This window comes from Streptomyces sp. NPDC047042 (assembly GCF_040644035.1).
In the GTDB taxonomy this organism is placed as follows: Bacteria; Actinomycetota; Actinomycetes; order Streptomycetales; family Streptomycetaceae; genus Streptomyces.
Window position 1 is genome coordinate 167,974 of the sequence record NZ_JBEYVP010000001.1, and the last position, 19,550, is coordinate 187,523.

17 protein-coding genes are annotated in these 19,550 nt (G+C 68.7%); all 17 read right to left on the reverse strand.

All coding sequences use genetic code 11. The features are described from left to right. Positions 1-2: 2 nt before the first annotated feature. Positions 3-3,344, reverse strand: a complete 3,342-nt coding sequence (locus tag ABZ855_RS00775; RefSeq protein ID WP_360798693.1) for a hypothetical protein — start codon at positions 3,342-3,344, stop codon at positions 3-5. Then, on the reverse strand, positions 3,344-6,523 hold the full coding sequence (locus ABZ855_RS00780) for a phage tail tape measure protein (protein ID WP_360798696.1): 3,180 nt from the start codon (positions 6,521-6,523) through the stop codon (positions 3,344-3,346). Before ABZ855_RS00780 ends, ABZ855_RS00775 begins: the two co-directional genes overlap by 1 nt. Before the next feature lie 212 nt (positions 6,524-6,735). Then, positions 6,736-7,257, reverse strand: a complete 522-nt coding sequence (locus ABZ855_RS00785; RefSeq protein ID WP_360798699.1) for a hypothetical protein — start codon at positions 7,255-7,257, stop codon at positions 6,736-6,738. Next, the gene (locus tag ABZ855_RS00790) at positions 7,257-7,730 is read right to left on the reverse strand and encodes a hypothetical protein (protein ID WP_360798702.1); all 474 of its coding nucleotides are present in this window, start codon (positions 7,728-7,730) and stop codon (positions 7,257-7,259) included. The genes ABZ855_RS00785 and ABZ855_RS00790 overlap by 1 nt, the downstream gene beginning before the upstream one ends. 10 nt (positions 7,731-7,740) lie before the next feature. Next, the gene (locus ABZ855_RS00795) at positions 7,741-8,181 is read right to left on the reverse strand and encodes a minor capsid protein (RefSeq protein ID WP_360798705.1); all 441 of its coding nucleotides are present in this window, start codon (positions 8,179-8,181) and stop codon (positions 7,741-7,743) included. Then, positions 8,178-8,525, reverse strand: coding sequence for a hypothetical protein (locus tag ABZ855_RS00800; RefSeq protein WP_360798708.1), 348 nt, complete (start codon positions 8,523-8,525; stop codon positions 8,178-8,180). The genes ABZ855_RS00795 and ABZ855_RS00800 overlap by 4 nt, the downstream gene beginning before the upstream one ends. A gap of 10 nt (positions 8,526-8,535) precedes the next feature. Next, on the reverse strand, positions 8,536-8,880 hold the full coding sequence (locus ABZ855_RS00805) for a hypothetical protein (RefSeq protein ID WP_360798711.1): 345 nt from the start codon (positions 8,878-8,880) through the stop codon (positions 8,536-8,538). Beyond that, positions 8,853-9,521 carry a hypothetical protein gene (locus ABZ855_RS00810; protein WP_360798714.1) on the reverse strand — a complete coding sequence of 223 codons (669 nt, stop codon included), beginning with the start codon at positions 9,519-9,521 and terminating at the stop codon, positions 8,853-8,855. Before ABZ855_RS00810 ends, ABZ855_RS00805 begins: the two co-directional genes overlap by 28 nt. 2 nt (positions 9,522-9,523) lie before the next feature. Further along, a complete protein-coding gene (locus ABZ855_RS00815) occupies positions 9,524-12,802 on the reverse strand; it encodes a hypothetical protein (protein WP_360798717.1) in 3,279 nt (1,092 codons plus the stop codon). A gap of 18 nt (positions 12,803-12,820) precedes the next feature. Then, entirely contained in the window at positions 12,821-13,267 is a 447-nt protein-coding gene (locus ABZ855_RS00820; protein WP_360798720.1) for a hypothetical protein, read from the reverse strand. Positions 13,268-13,331: 64 nt separating this feature from the next. After that, complete coding sequence (locus ABZ855_RS00825) at positions 13,332-13,847, reverse strand: hypothetical protein (RefSeq protein WP_360798723.1); 516 nt, start codon at positions 13,845-13,847, stop codon at positions 13,332-13,334. A gap of 15 nt (positions 13,848-13,862) precedes the next feature. After that, positions 13,863-14,429: a hypothetical protein gene (locus tag ABZ855_RS00830; RefSeq protein WP_360798726.1), complete on the reverse strand. Its 567-nt coding sequence runs from the start codon at positions 14,427-14,429 to the stop codon at positions 13,863-13,865. Then, on the reverse strand, positions 14,426-14,872 hold the full coding sequence (locus ABZ855_RS00835; protein WP_360798729.1) for a hypothetical protein: 447 nt from the start codon (positions 14,870-14,872) through the stop codon (positions 14,426-14,428). Before ABZ855_RS00835 ends, ABZ855_RS00830 begins: the two co-directional genes overlap by 4 nt. A 5-nt stretch (positions 14,873-14,877) precedes the next feature. Then, positions 14,878-15,942: a major capsid protein gene (locus tag ABZ855_RS00840; RefSeq protein ID WP_360798732.1), complete on the reverse strand. Its 1,065-nt coding sequence runs from the start codon at positions 15,940-15,942 to the stop codon at positions 14,878-14,880. A gap of 17 nt (positions 15,943-15,959) precedes the next feature. Then, positions 15,960-16,733: a hypothetical protein gene (locus ABZ855_RS00845; RefSeq protein WP_360798735.1), complete on the reverse strand. Its 774-nt coding sequence runs from the start codon at positions 16,731-16,733 to the stop codon at positions 15,960-15,962. 55 nt (positions 16,734-16,788) lie between these two features. Beyond that, positions 16,789-17,937 (reverse strand): phage minor capsid protein, encoded by a 1,149-nt coding sequence (locus ABZ855_RS00850; RefSeq protein ID WP_360798738.1) that lies wholly within the window; start codon positions 17,935-17,937, stop codon positions 16,789-16,791. A gap of 33 nt (positions 17,938-17,970) precedes the next feature. Further along, positions 17,971-19,347 carry a capsid protein gene (locus ABZ855_RS00855; RefSeq protein ID WP_360798741.1) on the reverse strand — a complete coding sequence of 459 codons (1,377 nt, stop codon included), beginning with the start codon at positions 19,345-19,347 and terminating at the stop codon, positions 17,971-17,973. Positions 19,348-19,550: the final 203 nt, after the last annotated feature.

Consider the following 19,550-nt stretch of genomic DNA (forward strand, 5'->3'; position numbering starts at 1 on the left):
TTCTACAGGGCGACGACGGCGGGCCGCGTCACGCGGACCTCCGTACCGGCTAGTTGGGGCTTGGACACGCCGTTGACGGCCCGGGCCACCGTCCAGGCCTGCGGAGTCGGCACCACGAACTCGTCGAAGAGCAGCGAGGGAGACACATTCGTGTTGCCGGTGAACGCGCTCGCCGAGAGCCCCACCAGACCTGAGGAGATCGGCGACGACACCACCGTCTGCTCCGTATGCCACACCGCCGGCTCTGGCGACCCCACCGGCCACACCCGGATCTGCACCAGATGCCCAGTCAGCCGGACGCGCACCTCGTACTCGGAAGCCGCGATGTACGTGTACGGCAGCAGTACCTCCGTGCCGATCTGCGTCGTGTCCCTGCTCACCGACACGTACATCGCGCCGGATAGCCCGAAATGGACCCGCGCTCGGTAGTAGTTTGACGCGTCCACATACCGCAGCAGCACCGCCGCCAGCAGCGGATTGCCCGTCGCGACCGCCGACGCCGACATACGGCACCGGACCTCGCAGTCCCCGACCACACCGGGCAGAGTCTGGAAGCGCACGGTCGACACCGCAGCCGCCAGAGTCACGACGCCTCTCGAGCCGTTCACCGATCGGTCCGAGTTCGAGCCGCCCGTGAGGGTCCAGGTCTGCCCGTCCGTCGCCGTTCCCCAAGCGCCGGCCGCTACCGATCGGCCGAACGTGTCGTAGCCCCACGGGCGGATCGCGGTTGCCGACAGCTCCTCACCCGCGACGACCACGGGGATCGGGAAGTCGCTGGAGTAGTTCGGTGCGGGCCCGGACGACGTGATCCACGGCGTCGGCGCCATCGGCCTCGTCGCCCGAGTATGCACGGCCAGTGTCGTGTCGGTGGCACCCACCGCCGTTGCGACCAGCGATCCGCCGGAGTTCGCGTCGATCCGGCTGTCCGTACTCCCGACCACTCCCACCCGGTACGGGCCCGCAGGCACACACACCAGCTCGATCTCCCAGGTATGCGTCCCCAGCCGCTCCTGGTAGCCCAGTACGAGCAGATCCACCGGCCCGGGCGGAAGGAAGTCGGGCAAGTCGGTGATGCGGATCATGTCGCCCTCAGCGAGGGCGAGGATCGTACTGATGAGCTGTGTGGCCCTGTGAAGCTTGATCGTGATGGTCGGGTAGCGGGCCTCGTCCCACGTACGCAGAGCCATCCGCCAGTACGCGTGAGGATCCGCCATGTCGTCCGTGCGGAGGTTCAGGTCGTACGTCTCCTCGTACAGACCGACCCCCGCCGGAGGGTCCTGCACCGACAGGCGGCCCGACTCCAGCACGGCACGGCCAAAGCCCCCGGTGGGCAGTTGGACCGTGACGTCGTTGCGGACCGTGCTTGAGTCGGGCTCTACGGGGCGGCCCAGCGTCACACCCTTGCTCCCGTACGGCAAGGTGACCACCGGAGACTGGTTGTAGAGGGTGAGGCGGGGCCGGTATCGCAGCCCGAGCCGTTCGCGGTCCTCGCCGAAAATCCCTCCGTCGGTGTCCGCACACTCCTGGAGCAGGCCCAGCAGAGTGCCAGGCCTCTGGGGTCCGAGCCGGACGGTGCCGGAGGGCGCCCCGGCCAGACGGAACGGCACACCCTCTTCTTGGCACAGGCGCACCATTCGGTCGCCTGCGGTCTCCCCGGCGAAAGCCTGGTCCGCGCTGTTGAACGGGATGTCGGTCGGCGTGCTGAAGACAGCGAGATGCCCGAAGGCCATCCCGTCCAGCCCGGTACCGAAGCTGGAACGGACATCAACCACTCGGCCAGGGACAGCCGCGATCGTTCCGCTGGTGGTCCAGCCGGCGCCACCGATGATGAGCCAGCGAACCGAGTATGTGACATTCCCGCCCGACTGCACCGCCCGGATCTGCAGCCGAGCCCACGGGCCCGTGAACTCGGTCGGCGTCACCGACTGGGTGAACAGACTGCTGTCGTCAGCATCCAGCCCGTCGATCGTCACGGCGCTGGCGGAGACCCGCACACGAACCCGGCGAGCGGTTCCCGTGGTCCGCACCTCGAAGAGCGTCGTGGTGGCAACCGGTAGGGCACTCAGCCGGTACACCAGCTCCACCTGCCATGTGCCCGCAGGCGCGGAAGCAGGGACGGGCGCTACGAAGCTGGCGCCCACCTGCACCATCGGTAGTGGAGACGAGCCTGCCAGCGTGTCGTCCGCGCCCATGTCGAGTGCGACCGGCTTGAAGGATCGAACTCCGGCCACCGGACTTGAGATAGTGGTTGCCTCATCGCCCTCCTCCATGGGCCAGTACGCAACCGGCGCGTAGGCGGGGATACGGCGCCGCAGCGTTGACGCCAGCTGCTTGCGGCCCTGGGACATCCGCTCAAGGATGCCGACGCCCTCACCCTCCACAGTGATCAGCTCGGCCCGCCCGGACCAATCGGCCGGCCAGTCGGAGAACTCACCCACGAACCGCGTCTGCCGGTTGGTGATCTCGGCCCCGTTGGCGAGGGTCCAGGTGAGGCCGACTGCGTCCACGAAGCTGGAGGCGCCGATCGCCGGGACGGTGAAGTCGACGTCGGCAACCAGAGTGCCGCCGATCCCGTTGCGGAGCTGTGCCGCGTGCACGCTGCCGTAGGGCGCGGCGAAGGCGAGGGTGTCGATGTCGCCGATGGTGAGCGGCGCCGTTGAAGCGTAGATCGCGCCGGTTGGCATCGTGACGGTACTGCCGAGCTGCGTCCAGGTCCCGCTGATCGATGGTGCGGTGTAGAAGGTGGCGATGCCGGTTGCGTTGTCGCGGGTGACGCGCAGAGCGAGCCGTCCCGACGAGGGCACCGGCACGGCGACCGTCGACACGTAGGAGGCGACCGCGTTCCCGTCCGTGGACGCCCGCAGGCTGAGCCCGCCTGCAACGCCAAGAGAGAGCTGCCACGAGCGCTGGTTGCCGGTCGTCAGGTACTTGCCGAATAGCTCGATTTCGCTGCCCAGCCACCAGTGGAGCAGCGTCACCTCGATCCGGGCATCCAGGTTTCCAGCGATGTTGAGCGCTGTGGCACTCGGGGTGGTAACGCGGGCCGTCGGCGCCGTCTCGGGGATGAGGAGGCGCTGCTGCCCCGCGATGACACTGACTCTCATCGGCGTGTTCAGGCCGATTTTCTCGAAGTACTCGCTGCGCGGGTTGCGAGGCGAGTAAAGCCCGTTCGGGGACTTGAGAGTGAGGGAGCACGAGGCTGGGTTTGCCGAGTCCCTCTCACTCCCCTGTCCCCGGGTATGGGTGACGATGTCCCGCGTGAGCGTGTGCGGTTTGACGCTGGTGAACACCCCGTCGATACCGAGCTCGGGCGTCACGCCCAGCGCGTCTTCAGGAAACGCCATCAGCCGCTCCTCTTGCCGGTGAACGCGTACTGGATGTCCGGGCCGGCCGTCTTGCGGATGCCGCGCTGAATCTGACCCATCAGGTACCGGCCTTCCGAGTCTCGGTCGGTCCGGATCTCGATCACCGTCTTGTTCGCGGCAGCCCTACGTGCACCTGCGGATGCCATGTCCCACGAGCCCGGCGCCGGTGTCTCGACGAGGCTGGCCATCGACCGATTGACTGCGGACCGCTGCCCGTCCACGCCCTTGATCAAGCCCTGCGCTGTGTACATACCGACCAGTGCCATCACCCGAGATGGTGACTTGATCCCGAGGGCCGCACGGATGGACTTCGACATGCCTCGCGCGATCGTCAGCATCTGCCGCTCGATGGCCTTCTGCTGCGACTGGAGGCCGCTCACGAGGCCCTGTGCGGCGCGGATACCCGCTCCGTACATCGCGTCGCCAGCAGTCGCGCCAGCCGCTGCTGCCGCCTTCACCAGCGCGGCCTGCTGTGAGTTGATCTGCTTCACCTGCGAGCTGTTCGCGTTGGCCAGAGCAGCAGCCGCAGAGGACCCTCCCTCGACCCCTGCCCGAGCGATCTGAGAAATCAGATCCGACCTCACGCCCTTCTTGCGGAGGGCCGCCAGGTTCTTTGCGAAGGCCTGCGCGGCCAACGTGTCCGCGCGCAGGCCGGCGAGAATCGACTCCGCGGTCTGCGGCCAGCCGCCGGTCTCCTGCGACGTGATGTTCGCGGAGTCCAGCACGCCCTTCGCGACGTCCGCCGCCAGGGTCGCCCGGGCCTTCCGCAGGTCGTCCAGACGCTTCGTGGACGTCTTCAGCCTGGCCGCGAGAGTCTCCTCGCGTTTCGCCAGGGCGAGGAGTTGCTTCGTTCCCTTCCCCAGCGTGGAGAGGGCCTTGGAGCGCTTCTTCCCAGGCTTGAGGCTGTCGGCGATGATGTCCGCGAGTTTTCCGGACGCCGCCTTGATCTGCTTCGTCGATCCGGTCAGCCCGTCGATCAAACCGCGGGCGATCCACCGGCCCTGTGCCTTCGTGACCTTGGACGGGGAGTTGATTCCGAGGGCCTTCGCGATCGGGCCAGGGATCACCGATTTCGCCCAGCTGATCAGTTGGGACTTGATCCAGCCGCCCATGCCCTGGATGCCGGCCCACAGACCGCGAACAACGTCTGCCCCCTTGGAGACCAGCAGATTGTTCAAGGAACCGAGCGCACTGGAGATCCGCCCCGGGATGCCCCGGGCCCAGGAGAGGAAGCTCAGTACCTTCTTGGCGGCGCCGTCCCGCATCGACGTGAACGCCTTCACCGTCACGCCCCACAGAACTGTCGGCAGCGCAGAGATCGCCGATCCCATGCGCCCGGGCAGCCCCACCATCCAAGCCACCAGTGTGAGGAGCTTCTTGACCGCCCAGTCCTTCGCCTGCCCGAACCAGGCGGACACCCAACCCGGAATCTGACTGAGCCACGAGACTGCCGCGAGGATCCCGTCTTTGGCCTGGGTGACCTTCTTGACCACCCACCCCCAGGCCGTGGACGTGGCGGCCACAATCTCGTCCCAGTAGGTCACGATCAGAATGACCAGCCCGGCGACCACCGCCGCGATTCCCGCGATGATCCAGAACATCGGGTTCGCAAGCATTGCCGAGTTCATCGCCCACACACCGATCGCGGCGAGAGAGAAAGCGACGCCCAGCGCGGTCACGGCAGCAGCAATCCCGTAGACCACAGGCTTGTTGTCCGACAAGAAGTCGAAGAACCCCTGCAGACGTGGGAGCACCTCGCCGCCCAAGACCCCGACGAGGTTCTGCTGCATGCCCCGTTTGAAGGCCTCCAGGCGCGCGCCCGAGTTGTCGCGCAGGCTGTCGCCCATCTTGTCCGCCGAGCCGCCCACCTCACCCAGCGCAGCTACTGCCTTCGACGGGTCGAGAGCGAAGAGCGCCTTCTGCGTGTCCTCCGCCTTTGTGCCGAATAGGGAGACCGCCAACTGCGCCCTGTCCGCAGGATCCTTGACCTTGCGGAGCCGGTCGAAGATCTCGTCGAGAGCCTTCCGAGCCTCAGGGCCGCCCTGAGAAAACGCTTTAGTCATCTCCTTGCCGGAAAGACCGATCTTCCCGAAGGCCTCGTCGACCTTCTTGCCGCCGCCCTGAACGATCAGGGTCAGCTCCTTGAGCGCGTCGGCCACAACGTCGGTGTCGCGTGCGCCGGCCGCCATGCCCTGGCTCAGCAGGCCCGTCGCCGTGGTCGCGTCGAGACCAATGTTGCGGAAGATCGTCGAGTACTCGTTGAAGGTATCGGCCAGGTCATCAGCCCTGGGGCCCATCACCTGGAGGCCTCGCGTCATGACGTCGAGGGCCTCGGTGCCGTCCTTGACCAGCCCTGTCTTGATCATCTGTCCGGCCGCGTTCGCTGCCTGCCCGATGTCCAGCTCGAAGGAGCCGGCGAGGTCGCTGACCTTCGTGGACAGGCTCTCGATCTGTGCCTCGGTTGCCCCCGTCGGGAGCAGCCCCGAGCGCATCGTCACCGAGATCGCATCGGCGGCGCCCTGGAAATCCTCCGTCACCGCGTCGGCGTACATGGACCCGGCGATGTGACCGTATTTTTGCGCTTCTGCCCCGGTGGCCCCGAGCTGAGCCGCGAGTCGGCCGCTGATCTTCCCCTGCTCCATGGCCTGCCCGAGGGCATCCATCAGGATCGCGCCGACCGCGACACCCGCCGCGGCCCCTGCCAACTTCATGCGGTCACGGAGCCGGTCACCGATGCTCTGCGCCGCCTCGTCAGCGCCCTGGGTGCCTTCGTCGGTGAGGCCGTCTCCGAGCGCGTCACCTGCCTGCTGACCGGCGCGGGCCGCATCACTACGCACTCCACGGAGGCCGGCCGTGACGCCTTCGCCGATGTCCCGCCCCGCTCGGTGCGCCTCGGCCTCGGCCTCGGCAGCAGCAGCCGTTACCGCGTCGACCAGCTCTCCACGCATGTTGCGCCACTGGCCGTCCGCGCCACGGACCAGGCCCTGACCGAGCTGTGTCCCGGCCCGCTGTCCCGCCTGCTGCCCGGCCGCGCTCAGATCGGTGCCAATGCGTTGCCCCGAGGCGCGCATGGCCTGCTCCACGCGACGCAGGGCAGGGTCCACTGTCCGGTCGTCGACGGACATGATCGCGTTGAGCTCGCCGACGGTCAGCGACACGGCCAGTCACCTCCTGGGGGTGCGGCGGGTGTTCTCGGGAGGTGGGGTGAAGTGCCTGTGCAGGCGAGACTCGGTGGAGAGGAGACCGAAGACTCGAGCGCGGAACCATCTCCAGCTGCGGCGCTCGAGGATGCCGTCGCCCACGTCGATCCCGTAGGTCTGGTGGAGGTCGGCCTCGATGAGCGGCCACTGGCCGAGCAGCCGCTCCCACGTCAGGTTCTTGAACCCTTTCGACGACGACGTGATCCCGCCCTCGTACCACTCGTAGAGGCCTGTGACCGGGTCAAGTTCGCCGCAGCCGACTCCGAGGTACCGGGCTTCGCCTGCGCTCTCCGGGCCGCCCGGTTCGCCGCTTTTCCCGACTGCTGACCCGTCCGCCAGAACTCGCGGGCGGTCTCCTTGTCGGAAACGACCCAGAACATCGCGGTCAACGCGACGTGCTTGAAGGCGGCCCACTTCACGCCGTCCGCGAGCAGTTGGTCGTACGCGGCGCCGAGGCACATGCGGAAGAGGTCGCGCTCCTCCTGGTCGTCCAGGACCGGTGTGTCCGGGGCCTTCCCGCCAGCCTTAAGTCGGGCAGCGAGTGCGGTCACCCTCTCGATGCGGATGCCGTCCTCAGCAGACGGGTCTTCGATCCGGTAGACGCGGACCTCTCCGTCAGCGCCTTTGACGGGGAGGTCCAGGTAGTCCTCGAGGAAGGCATCGAGTGCCTCGAACGTCTCGCCGCCCGCCATCACGGCGCCAGCGGGTTCGTGATCGGCGTGAGCGGGCCGTCGCCGGTGAATTCGATGTCCGTCTCGCCGAGCGCCGTGTACTCGCCCCCGCTGGGCTTCCAGTTGGGGATCGCCTTGCCCTGGTATGCCTCGGGCAGGCCGTTGCGGTTCATGTAGCGGAGGCGGATCTTGTTCGCGTCGCCGTACGCGTAGTGCGCGAGCCGAATCGCCTCGTGCACAGGGTTGTAGACCTTGACGTCCTTGTTCGCCTTGCGGCGGATCTTGATGGTGACCTTCCAGGACTGGGCCGTCTTCTCGTTGCCGGCCCAGCCGTCCGAGTCGTAGTCGGAAGCGTCTTCGATGTTGGGCTCGGACTCCGGCTGGAACTCGCGGATGCCCGGGCAGAGCTGCCAGTCGGGCACGTCGTCGGTGCCCATGTTGATCTCCAGCCGCCACTCGCGTGCGAGCTCGGTCTCCTCCGTGGGGGTCGACACAGGGGCCTCCTCAGTCGTTCAGGTGAGATCCGAACCGCACGGTCCGGAAGTAGTAGTTGCCGGTCAGCTCCATGCGGCCGCGGCTGTCCTGGCCGATCCACGCCTGGCTGGCGCGCCAGGAGATCTCCACGCGCACGCTGCGCGCATCCCAGCTCAGGCGGTTGTGCAGGACGGTGAAAACGCTGTTGGCCAGCTGGACCAGGTCCAGGGGGTCCGTGCCCGCGCGCATGCGCACCTGGATGCCGGTCACAGAGTCCGTGGAGTCGTCGTCTGCGACCGGGTACGGGGTAAGGCCCAGCACGCGGTCCGGCCCGTCCGGGACGCGGCCGAGGACGATGCCCGTCCCGTCCGCCGGCAGAGCGCCCGATGGCGAGTAGACGCCGACGTCCTCGGCCGCGAGCAGCTCGGCCACGCCCACCAGGAGGTCGACGTCGTGGGTTTCCCCGCTCACCGCAGCGCCCGCCTGACCTGGGCCGCGATCAGTGCCTGGGCGGTGTCCCGCTCCGCATTGAACGGGGTCTCCAGGTACTTCGCGGTCCTGCCCGGCGCGTGCCGGTAGTCCATCTCCTCGTGTTGCCGGACTGCGTAAGGCGTGTCGTAACTGACCATCGCGGTTAGCGATCCCGGGTCCACGCTCGCAGTGCCGGACCGCTGAAGCGGGGACTCGTCCAGCGGGACCACATTGGTGCTCTCCCCAAGAACGTGCTCAGCGGCGAGGAGTAGGCCCCGCGCAGCTCCCTCCCGCATCGCTCGTGTGGCCAGGTCCGCGTTGAAGCGCAGCCGGTAGCTGGGCACACAGATCACCTCATTCGAGCTGAATTTCCAGGTGGTTGGGGGTGCCGAGTCGCTTGCCGTCACGCCGCTTGGCCTGGATCACGGTGGTCGTCCGGCCGTCCGGGAGGGTCACCCGCGACAGCGGCGGGGCCACCGTGGCGAGGCTGGCGTAGGCCGTCGACGTGGACGTGACTTGCTCACCCCCGGGCGTACGGACAGCGCGCGTTTGCTCGTCGAGCAGGCACGGGACCGCAGTCGACGCCCCGTAGAGGGACCCGGTGCTGGACTCGCCCACGTACGGCTCCACGGTGATCTCGTGGATCAGGTACCGGGGAGGGATGCGGCCCATCAGCAGCCGCCCGTGAAGACGATCCACCGCAGCTTGTCGCTCGGGATGTTCGCCAGCGCGCGGCTCAGGCCGGGCGCGTAGTAGTCCGGGCCGGACCGGTTCGCCCCGGCTCCGTACTGGAGCTGCACCGAGCCGATGACGACACCCTGGAGCGGTCCGGACACGTCCGTCTCGACGCCGACCTCGCCCCAGAACTCAACCTGTGCGCAGACTGCCTCAGCGAAGGCGGCCTGGACGACCGGGTCGGTCGGCATGCCGTCGTCGTCCATGTCGTACACCGCGGGCTGCAGGAAGTCCGAGTCGAGGAGCCGCGTTGCGCGCTCCAACAGCTCCACCGCGTCCAACGGCGGGGCCGCGTGCAGGAAGTTCGCGAGCTGGGTGGTCGTCGCGTACGAGCGAACGTCCGCCATGACCGCAGGTGCCGGCGCGACGGACACCACCTCGTGCTGTACGGAGGCACCGGTCCCAGTGACGGTCCACGACAGCCGCCAGATGCCGGCCAGTGTGTAACTGACGGGAGCTGTCCAGGTCGCCCCGCCGTCGGACCCCGTCACGACGGGCGTCACGACCGACCCGTCAGGACGCGTCACGACAAGGCTGGCGCCCGTCGTGACGCCCGCCGGATCCACAGTCAGACTCGCCGTGACGAGGTCTCCCACATCGGGCATCGTCAGCCTCCGCTCGTAGTGGTGGCCGCCAGACGCGGGCCGCTGCTGGACGTCGACAGCCCCGGACCGGACGTGCTCGGGGTGAGCACCGGACCAGACGTGCCGGGGTGCAGGTGGTCGGCCGGCTGCTGGCGTCGACCGACGAGAGCGAGCGCCTGGCCGTGCTCAATCGCCTGCGTGAGCCGCACCCTCGGGCCGATCAGAGCCTGGGATACCTCAGCCGCCTTACCGAGCGCGCAGGTCTTCGTCCCCAGCAGGGACTGCGCCGCATCGAGGCTGGCCCCCGTCGGTAGGCTTCGGGCCTTCCGGCGCCCGACGGGCAACGTGCCAGCCAGCTCGAGGGCACGCCCGAGAGCGAGCAGGGACTGCATGCCCAGCTGCTGCGCCTCCGTGACCTCCGCAACCGGAGTGAGGCCAAGCCGCTTCCCGCCGACGAGCGGTCGGGCCGTGCTGGTCTCTTCCGCAGGAGCGATGGCCCCGGGCACGAGCAGCCGCTGCGCCTCGGCGACCTCGACCGCGGCGACCAAGGGCGCGCGCTTGCCAGCGGCGAGGAGTTGGACCTCGCTCATCTCGCCTGCTGCGGCCAGTGCTTGTGTCTTGCGGCCCGTGACCGGCTGCGCGGCCTCAACCGTCAAGGCGGTGGTCGAGGCCTGCGTCTTGCGACCGATGACGGGCCGAGCCTCGTCCGTCTCCGAGGCCCGGCCGAGGACGGCTACGGAGCCGCCGACCAAGCCGAGCGCCTCGCATCCCTCAACAGCCGGCGGGAGTTGCCGGACCCTCGACTGGACGAGGGGGCGCGCTGTCCACGTCTCCTCAGCCGGTGTGAGGGCCCGGCTCCTACCGCCCGGGAGCGGCCGTGCGGTCGCGGTCTCGGCCACCACGGTGAGGCCGGCAACCTTTGCCCGGCCCAGAGGGCGAACTGCCCCGACCTCACCAGCCACGCCGAGAGTGGTGGCCTTCAACCGACCCAAAGGGCGAGCCGTGCTGCTCTCTTCGGCCTGCTGGAGGCCAGCCGCTCCGCCGATCGGCTGCGCCGCATTGGTCTCCACGGCCACACCCAGGGCTTGCCGCTTCGAGCGACTGACCGCGACAGCCGTGTCGGTCTCAACCGCCGACGCGAGCGCCCGGGCCTTCCGGCGGATCAGGCCCTGCCCAGCGTCGCCCTCACCGGATGCGTCAGCCGTACGCCGCTTCGACCGAGAGAGCGCCTGCCCGATGCTGGTCTCCACTGCCTGTGCGAGCGCGCGCGCCCTCGTACGGCCGGGAATCTGAGCGGTGGTCGTATCGCCGGCAGGGCCAAGGGCCAGCGCCTTGCGGCCGACGATGGCCTGCGCAGTGTCGGTCTCCGCCGCGACGCTGAGCGCCGCCGACTGCCCGGGCGCCGAGTTGAAGGAGTCGAACTCGGCGAAATCGTCGGTGCCGCCGTCGCGGTGCGAGATGAGCTGTACCTGGAGCGTCGTGTCCCCAACCCACCCCGGAGACGTGGCCGCGCGCCGATTGGTCCAACTCGCCCCGTCCGGCGACGTATCCCAGTAGAGCTGACCGCCGGTTTCCCTGATCCGCAGCCACGCGTGCGCGGTCGCGTCGTAGGTGATCGCGACCTGGCCCGGGTCGAAGTACCCGGTACGCACCGCCATGATGAGGTTGCCCGTGATCGCGGACACCTCGAAGATCGCGTCCGTGCCCAGAGTGATCGTCTGGACCAGAAGCTGTGCCCACGCCTCCGCAGTCGCGCCTCCGGCCGCAGGTGGCCACATGCGGACGTGGACCGACGACTCGCGCAGCCTGTACGCCTCAGCCGACGCGTAGGCGTTGTAGGCGGTGGTGCAGGCGACGCGGGCCCGGCCGCCGACCTCGCTGTACCCGCCCAGGTCGTAGCTGTCGGGCCACTTCGCCGGGTCGACGACGCCATCGTTGAAGTCGTCGGTGAGTGATCCGAACGGCACCCCGGCCAGGGCCGCGAGCGGGCGCGCGGCGTCCGTCTCCGAAGCAGTGCCGAGGGCCAGCGTCTTGCGGCGAGCCAGCGGCTGCGCGGCGTCCGTCTCGGATGCCAGCGCCTGAGTGCGGGACTTGCTCCTGGCGAGGGACTGCCCGCTGCCCGCCTCCGAGGCGGTGCCGAGCGCGGCGGTCGTGACGGGGATGGTCTCGACGAGCGCCCAGAGAGAGCTCACGCGCCGCGTCGTCGCCTGGCTGACGTTGGTGCGGTAGCCGATCTGCGCAGTGTCAAGAAGCGCCTGCGTCCACGCACCCCCAGCCTGCGGATCCGTGTAGCTGGTCAGCTGGTAGACGTACGGAGCCGCCGCCTTCTGGCTGGCCCACCCGTTCAGCGCGACACTGACCGATGCGGACTCCAGCACGGTGCCCGCAGCCTGGCTCTTGATCCGGTAAACGAGGGAGGCGGCCGTCGCCGCGTTCGATCCGATCCGGGCACCGACCTGGACCAGCGCGACGCGCTCCCCAGCGCCGATTCCCGAAGACGCTGACGAGTCCAGGTTGACGTCGTCGATCGTTGTCGTGCCCGTCGCCGCAGTCTCGTTGTAGCTGGTCGCGTCGTCGGGGGTGGTCTCGTTGAGGCGCGTGTAGTTGTTGCCCGCGCCAGCAGTCCCGCCCACTGCCGTGCCGAAGAGGTTGTTGTCGCCGGCCGCGTTGGGCTTCAGGTGGACGACGTTGCCCGGGCCCGGGAGCCCCGTCTGCGCGCTGCCGGTGGTGTCGTTGACGGCCACGTCGTCGATGTGGAAGTCGCCGGACACCGCAGTCTGCGCGCCGACCCTGACCCGGCTCCAGCCGTTAATGTTGGAGCACACCGTGCTGGAGAACTCGACGCCGTTCACGTAGCCCTTGAAGGCCCCGGTGACGGAGCCGGCCGTGCCTGCGGTGTCGGTGTAGTCCAGCTCGATGCAGTACCAGACACCGGTGGTCAAGGCTGCGGAAGCGGTGCCGATGTCGGCTGCGGTGAAGCCGTCCCGCAGGGTCAGCACGCCGGTCGTCTTGAGCCGGAGCAGCCCGGGAAAATAGCCGGACTGGCCGATGCCGTAGATGTTGCAGTCGGCGGACGGCAGTGTGGTGATCCGCAGGTAGAACCGGTGCAGGGTCCGCTTCACCGTGCCGCTGTCGATCTGCTGCTCGACATACTGCGTGGCCGCGCTGGGGTTGATCCGTAGGGAAGCAGCGCCGGCACGGTGGACGGTGGTCGAGATCGTCGGTGTCCCGGTGACCGAGAGGACCTCGACCCCGGCGGTGACCGACTGGAGCTCGAAGCCGCACGTCCACAGTCGTGCCATAGTCGGCCTCCCCGGGGATCAGGCTGCTGAGCTGGCCCGTGCGAAGTCCGTGATGGTCAGCGTGAAGTCGCTGCCATCCGGCGTCATGGTGACGTCGTGCTTCGTCAGCGGGATCAGGTCCGCATCTGTTCCGCCTGTGGTGTCCGGGTCATAGCAGATGACCACTGCGGAGATCGCGTTGCCGGTGGCTGCGGTCCAGGTGACGTCTGCGCAGTCGATGTTCACGCGGTCGTTGGTGTCGTCGACCGTCGCTGTGACCGAGGCCAGCGTCTTTCTGCCCATGGTGGTCTGCTCGTTGGACGCGCCTCCGAGGAGTGCGCCCAGGTCGTCGTAGTCACGCATCGTCGAGTCGCCGACGATGCCGCTCGTCTCGATCGGCACCATGATCAAGGCGTCGTTGGTGGCGGGCAGCCCAGCCAGGTAGGCCAGCCGCCCAAGGGCGATGTTGAAGACGATGTTCGCCATCGCGTCTCCCTTCAGGAACGCGAAAGGGAGGCCCGAAGGCCTCCCGTATCGCTGGACTGGTCGGCTATACGGACGCGCCGATGATGTGGATGTCGTAGGTCACCGGGGTTCCAGCGGCCGAGTTGGCGACCTTCAGCAGGTCCGCCGTGGTGGCCGTGACCGCGTACCCGATCGCGTCGGCCGCCCCCGTCCCGACCGCCACGAAGGCTCCCGGCCGCAGGGTCAGCGTGTGCGTCGCCCCGAGCAGCGTGATCCAGGGCGCCGAAGCTGCCGCGCCCACGACCACGTTGTTGGTGTTCCCCGCAGCCGCCGCGATGATCAGGCCCTTGATGCGGGCGAAGGTGACCGCCGCGCCGAACGCATCGAGGAGCACACCGGCCAGGTCGAGGTCCTCGGTAGCAGAGGCGGCGAGCGTGCGCCGGTCGGACCAGATACGGTCCGCCTTGCCCGCCCCCGTACCGCTGCCGAGGGTCATCCTGCGGGCCAGGATCTGTGATGCCCGCCCCGTACCGAGGTCGAGTGCTGATGTCAGCTCGCCGGAAGCCGAGACGGCTACGGTCGCACCTGATGTGAGAGGCATGTCCGATCCTCCTGATCAGGTCGCGATGACGAGCGGCACGGCCCGCTTGAAGGCGGGCGTGGCGATCGTCGCCGGGGCTGTGGCCGTGAGGCCGGATCCGGACGTCTGGGAGAGGTTGCCCTCGCCGGTCAGGAACGGCTTCGCGCCGACCGAGCCGACCAGCGTCGGCACCGTGGACGCGGCGATGGCGAGCGCCGCGTAGTAGATGCCCGACTTGGTGATCCGCTGCGCCGTCGCCAGCGCGAACGTCTTCGCCGTGTCGGCCGCCCAGGCCTCATTCGTCTTGTCCGCGGACTGCGCGAGCAGCGCGCCCGCCCCGTTGTACAGCGCGGCGATCTGGTTGGTGAGCGTGCCGCCCGCCGTACCCGCACTGATGAACGTGAGGTTGGTGATGAGGTCGCCGTCCTGGAGATACAGGGCGACGGAGCACATCACGCCGGTGGCGGCGGCCGGGATGTCGTCCAGGCCGACGCGCGGGAGGTTCGTCCGGTGGAAGACGGCCTCCGGGTCCGGGCGGCCAGCGGAGTTGAGCCAGCCGAACTCGTTGCGGGGGTTCCCCTTGAATGCGCCGAGGAGCGTCACTGCCCGGCTCCCTTCTGGTCATCCCCGGCCGGAGCCGCAGGCGCCTTCGCGGCGAGGATTTCCTCGCGCTTGCTGGTGATGCCGACTCGCGGCGTCTTCGCGGCGGCCTCCGCGTCCAGGACGCGGGTCGCCTCGTCGAGGTCGGCCTTGTCCAGGTAGGCCAGGACGTCCCCAGCCTTCTGCTTGGCTGGGTCGAACGTCTCGTCGTCGACCAGCGGCTGGCGCTGCGCCGAGGTGCCGGTGACCAGCTCCTGGACACGCTCCTCCTCGGTCTTCTCGTCGGCCGGGGCGACGCCGTAGCCGTGGCGCCGGAAGTACTCCAGCGCCGCACGCCCAGCCTTGTCGCCGTCGGTGACGTAGCCGGTGCCCTTCTGGAAGTACACGCCCACCGACTCGCCGGTGAAGGACCGTACGGGGGCCTCGATCTTGTACTTGGTCGTCACATTGCTCACCTGACCTTGACGTTGCGGATCACGCCGCACGCCTTCGTGTTGCGGAGGACTGCGGCGACAGGGCCCATTTCGACCTCGCCCGACTTGACCGCACCGGGCTGGGTGAAGTCGGGCAGGAAGGTCTCAACGAGTGGGGTGCCGGCCATCGCGGCGCCGTGGAAAGCGTCCAGGCCGAGGCTCACGGCGTAGATGTCGGTGAGGCCGGTGATGACGCCGCCCGCGCCTCCGCCATCGACGTCGGCAGACCGGATCGGGATGATCGGGCCGGAGTCGTCGGCGCGGTCACCGAGGTCGACCAGGACCCAGTTGCCGTACCGCTCGATCAGCTGGCCGAGGGCATTCTTCTCCTCGGTGAACTGGCTCGCGCGGCGGGCGAGGGACTTGATCCGGGCGATCGACTTCGTGTTGCCGAGGATCGCCTTTACGCCAGCCGGGATGGAGCCGTCGGCGTTGGTGTCGCCGGACCCGGTCTGCGAGCCCATGATCCTCGACAGGAAGTCGTCGAAGGCGTCGAAGGCCGACATGGCCAGGTCCTCGGTGACGATGGTCTGAGGAGACCAGTCGAGGTAGCCGGTGGTCACGCCCTCCGAGAGGGGGACGTACTCCGTGCTCTGGCCGACCAGAGCCTTGTCCAGGCCGTCGAAACCCGCGTCGTCGACCGCGGTGTCCCCGTTGATCAGTTCCTGCTGGAAGCGCGTCCGAACGGACGTGAGCTTCTGCGCCATCTGGAACATGATCTCGTTGGTCGCGGCGGAACCGAGCCGCGCGAGCTTGCGGTCCACGCTGAAGCTGCCGCCCAGCGGGTGAAGCTCCACGGTCTTCCGCTCGCGGGTCGCCTGGCTCGGGACGTACTCCTCGTTGAAACGGCGGAACGCGGCCTTCGACGGGGCCAGGAGCCTGGTGTAGCCGTAGGTGAGAGAGCCGCCGCCCGTGCCCGGGGTGACGGTGTCGTCCCAGACGAAGTTGTTCAGCAGCCACGAGTTGCGGCGGAGGTTGTCGATGACGGCGTAGTCGATGTCCGCCGCCGTGTTGAGCTGCGCCTGAGCGAGCGTCACGGGCATGGGTTACTCCCTGATGATCAGGTCTGGTAGTGGTTCGAGATCGCCCCGGAGAGCGATCCGGAGCGCTTCGCACCGCGCTCCCCGGTGCCTGCCGAGAAGTCGCCGCCGGACTGGCCGGCTCTTTGCACGGCGTACTCGGGGTGCGCCTCCAGCTCGGCCTTGATGGCCTCGTCGAGGTTCGCGCCGAACGTCTTGTCGCTGGGGTCAAGGGCCTTGATCCGAGCGCGGAAGGTGAGGCTGTTGAGGAGGGCCGCTGGCTTGGCGCCCTGGGTGCTGGCCCGGTCACGGACCGCGCCCTCCACCTTCAGCTCGCGCAGCTCGGCGTCCCGCTTGTCGATCTCGGCCTGGGCCTCGGAGGCTGCGGCCGTGCGGCCAGCCTTCTCCGCCGCCGCGACGGCCTTTTCCTGCTCGGACAGCTGGGCAGCCTTGAGCTTTTCCAGCTCCTCAGTGGCCGTGCTGTTGTCCTTGGCGCGCTTCTCCCACTTGCGGGCCTCGGCCTTCCAGTCGGGCTCGCTGCCCGCCCCGGAACCGGCCTGGCCTTCTGCTCCGCTCTGCTGACTGGAGCCCTGGCCTTGGGTGCCGCCAGCCGCGCCGCCGTCACCGGTGCCGCCCTGGCCGCCTTCACCACCCTCGTTACCGGCGCCGGACTGCCCGCTGGATCCGGATCCGCCGCCGTCCCCTGCGCCGCCATCCGCGTAGAGGACCGGCGAGAAAGGGGCGTGACCGTACGGGTGGATCCAACCGGCCCCAGAGAGGCCTGTGGTGAGGTGCGGAAGCGTCTTCTTGGACATGCGTGTTCTCCCGTTTCGGGTTTCCCGGGCGCCGTGCGGCGGCCGGAAGTCTGTGTCAGCGGACCGCAGTGCGAGCTGGGGTGGCGGGCCGGTCGACGGTGGCCAGCTGCGCAGGCCTGTCGATCTGCTCGCGGTGGCTCTTGCGGGGCAGTCCGGTCTCGGCAACCAGCTCGCGGATCCGCTTCTGGTACTCGCGGACGCCAGCGTTCGCTCGTGCGCGCGCTTTGTCGTCGATCGCAGCCGCAGCCTTGCGCTTCCAGGTTCGGACCTGTCGCTCGTAGTACCGCTGGCGCTGCGTCTGCTCGTACGTCGCCCTGCTCGGCGGCTTAGGCCGCGGTCGGGTCACGCCAGGCAGGTAGATCGACACGTTGTGCCGGCAGTTCGGATGGAGGAGGCCCTGCGCCCGGGCCTCCTCGAGGGAGCCCGCCACCCGGACGGTGACCATCTGGTTGTCCTCGGTGGCGTGCTCCATCTCCACCTCGTCCGCGCCGCTCGTGCCCTCGCGCCGCAGCACCTTCCCCTCCCAGGGGCGGCAGCGCTCGCACTCCTCCGGCGAGTCCGAGATGATGACCAACTCGACCCCGGCGGCACCCAGACGGTCGGTGTGAGCCTCCACAGCCGCGCGTCCCACCGCGCTGCGGGTGGCCATCTCGACGTACGAGGTCAGGTTCCAGGCCCGGCCGGACCGGTCGACGAAGCCCGTCACGCCTCGCTGTGCGAACTCCTGGAGAGCACGGCCAGCGGCCTCACGGCGGGTCGTGGCCCCAAGGAGCGGAGCCGAGGACGCCTCCGCGACGACTTGCCGGTAGACGTCCAGTCCCGTCCGCAGGATCCGCAGGTGCGTTGCTTCTGTCTCCTGCGCCAGAGCCGCCGCGAGCCGGTCGACGGCTGGCGCGGAGGGCAGAGCCCGGGCAGCGGCCAGAGCGGGCCCAGTGGCGACCGCGCCCAGCTCGACGACCGCCGCCTGCTGTCCCCGGTCATACGCCTCTGCGACGGCCTGGTGGATCGCGCCGCTGGCATCAGCCTGGAGAGCCGCAATGATCTCGTTGATCGCCGACTGAAGGTTGCCGAGCGCTGCCAGCTTCAACTGCACCCACAACGGGCTGTCGATGCCCTCCGCCAGCGCCGTGGTGACCTTCTCAACGAGCGCGAGTTCGGCCTGCTCGTACAGTGTCGAGACTGCGGCGGCGAGATCCTCAGCCATATCGGGGCTGACCGGCATCGGGCACCCCCTGGACTACGCCTCGATGTCCGCCGCAGCCTCGCCGTCGCCGGTCTCGTCACCGAAGACGGGGCGGTCCGCGCCCAGGGCCACGGGGTCTTCGACCAGGCGCCCGCTCTCCTTGAGGATGCGGGTGACCTCGGCCTTCTGATCCCGTGCATCCCAGTCCGGGTGCAGCAGCGCGACCATGGTCTGCACGGACGCCGCCTCGGCCTGCTTCATCAAGGCCGCGGTCTCAGCGAGGGTCTTGATGTCCTCCTGGATCGAGTCCTGGAAGACGACCTCCGGCCTCTCGACCTCGACGCCCTTGACCCCCGGGAACATCCCGGACGCCTCCAGCATGAGGATCGTCTCGGCGCTCCCGGCGATCCCGACGGCGGAGGCTTCAGATTTCCGACCACGGGTCGACATCGAACGGGCAGTGCGCGCCTTGATCTCGGTAGCGGTGACGGCCGAGCCAGACGAGTCGTCACCGAAGGTGTTCCCCGAGTAGCCGGCGTTGCGGATGACCCTCTGCATCAGGTCCCCGGCGGATGACAGATGCTCCTGATAGCGAATCACGAACTGATTCAGCGTGATCTGCTGGTCTGCGGTCGGCGGGACGTTCATCTGGGCGTAGACCTCGCGGTCCTCCCACGTCGCGCCGCTCCCAGGCCCGTTGTTGAGGAGGTACCCCTGAGGAACGATGATTCGCGAGCGAGCGAGGCGGATGTCCCGCATCAGGCTCGTGTAGATCTCGTCGATCGAGCCGAGCATCCCCTCAGCGCCCTGGTAGTCCGAGGCGCCGAGGCCGGCCGCGCCGGGGAGGTCCCGCCAGTCGGCCGCCACCATGCTGTTCGGGATGTACTCGGCCGCGAGCTTCTTCCCGATCGGCAGCGCGCGGAAGGGCTGGAGCCGCTCGGTCTGTGGGAACGCCTTGAGGTCGATCTTCTTTCCGAGGACCCGGTCGGTGCCCTCGTAGACGCCGTGGAAGACGACTCCGGGCTCGTGCCGCTCGAGGTGGCGGACAACCTTCTGCCCGTCGACCGCAAGGACCGTCCAGAACGTGACTGCCATGAGCTTGTCGCCGTAAGCGAACTCCGGTGCGGCGCCATCTGCATCCACCCGGGAGACCCACGGACGGTCGCTGATCCGGTCGTCCCAAACGACTCGCAGGTACGCCCCACCAAGAGCCGCAGCGGTCTCGCCAGCACCGATCAGCGTGCGCTTCATCCCGGCGTCCATCAGCGCTTCCAGGCGCTTCTGTGTCTCCTTGTTGGACGCTTTAAGGACCGGCGGCTCCGAGTAGAGCAGGTCAGCGCTTGTGCGGGCGATGTCCTTCGCAAGCGGCATATGGAGGTGCGAGCGCTTCTCCCCAAGAGGAGTGGGCTCGCCCCAGAAGAACCGGGACACCTTGCCGACTAGACCGCCCCGGTACTGCGATGGCCGGTTGGCTGGCGGGCCGTACCGGGCGTTGTCGCGGTGCCGGTTGAGGTACCGGTACGACAGGCGCTCCGGGGACGCGGAGAACCAAGCGGACCAGTCCTCCATGTCGCTCATGACCGCAGGGTCGATCGGCGGCCACGGGATGGACTTCTCAGGGAGCGGCACCGGGG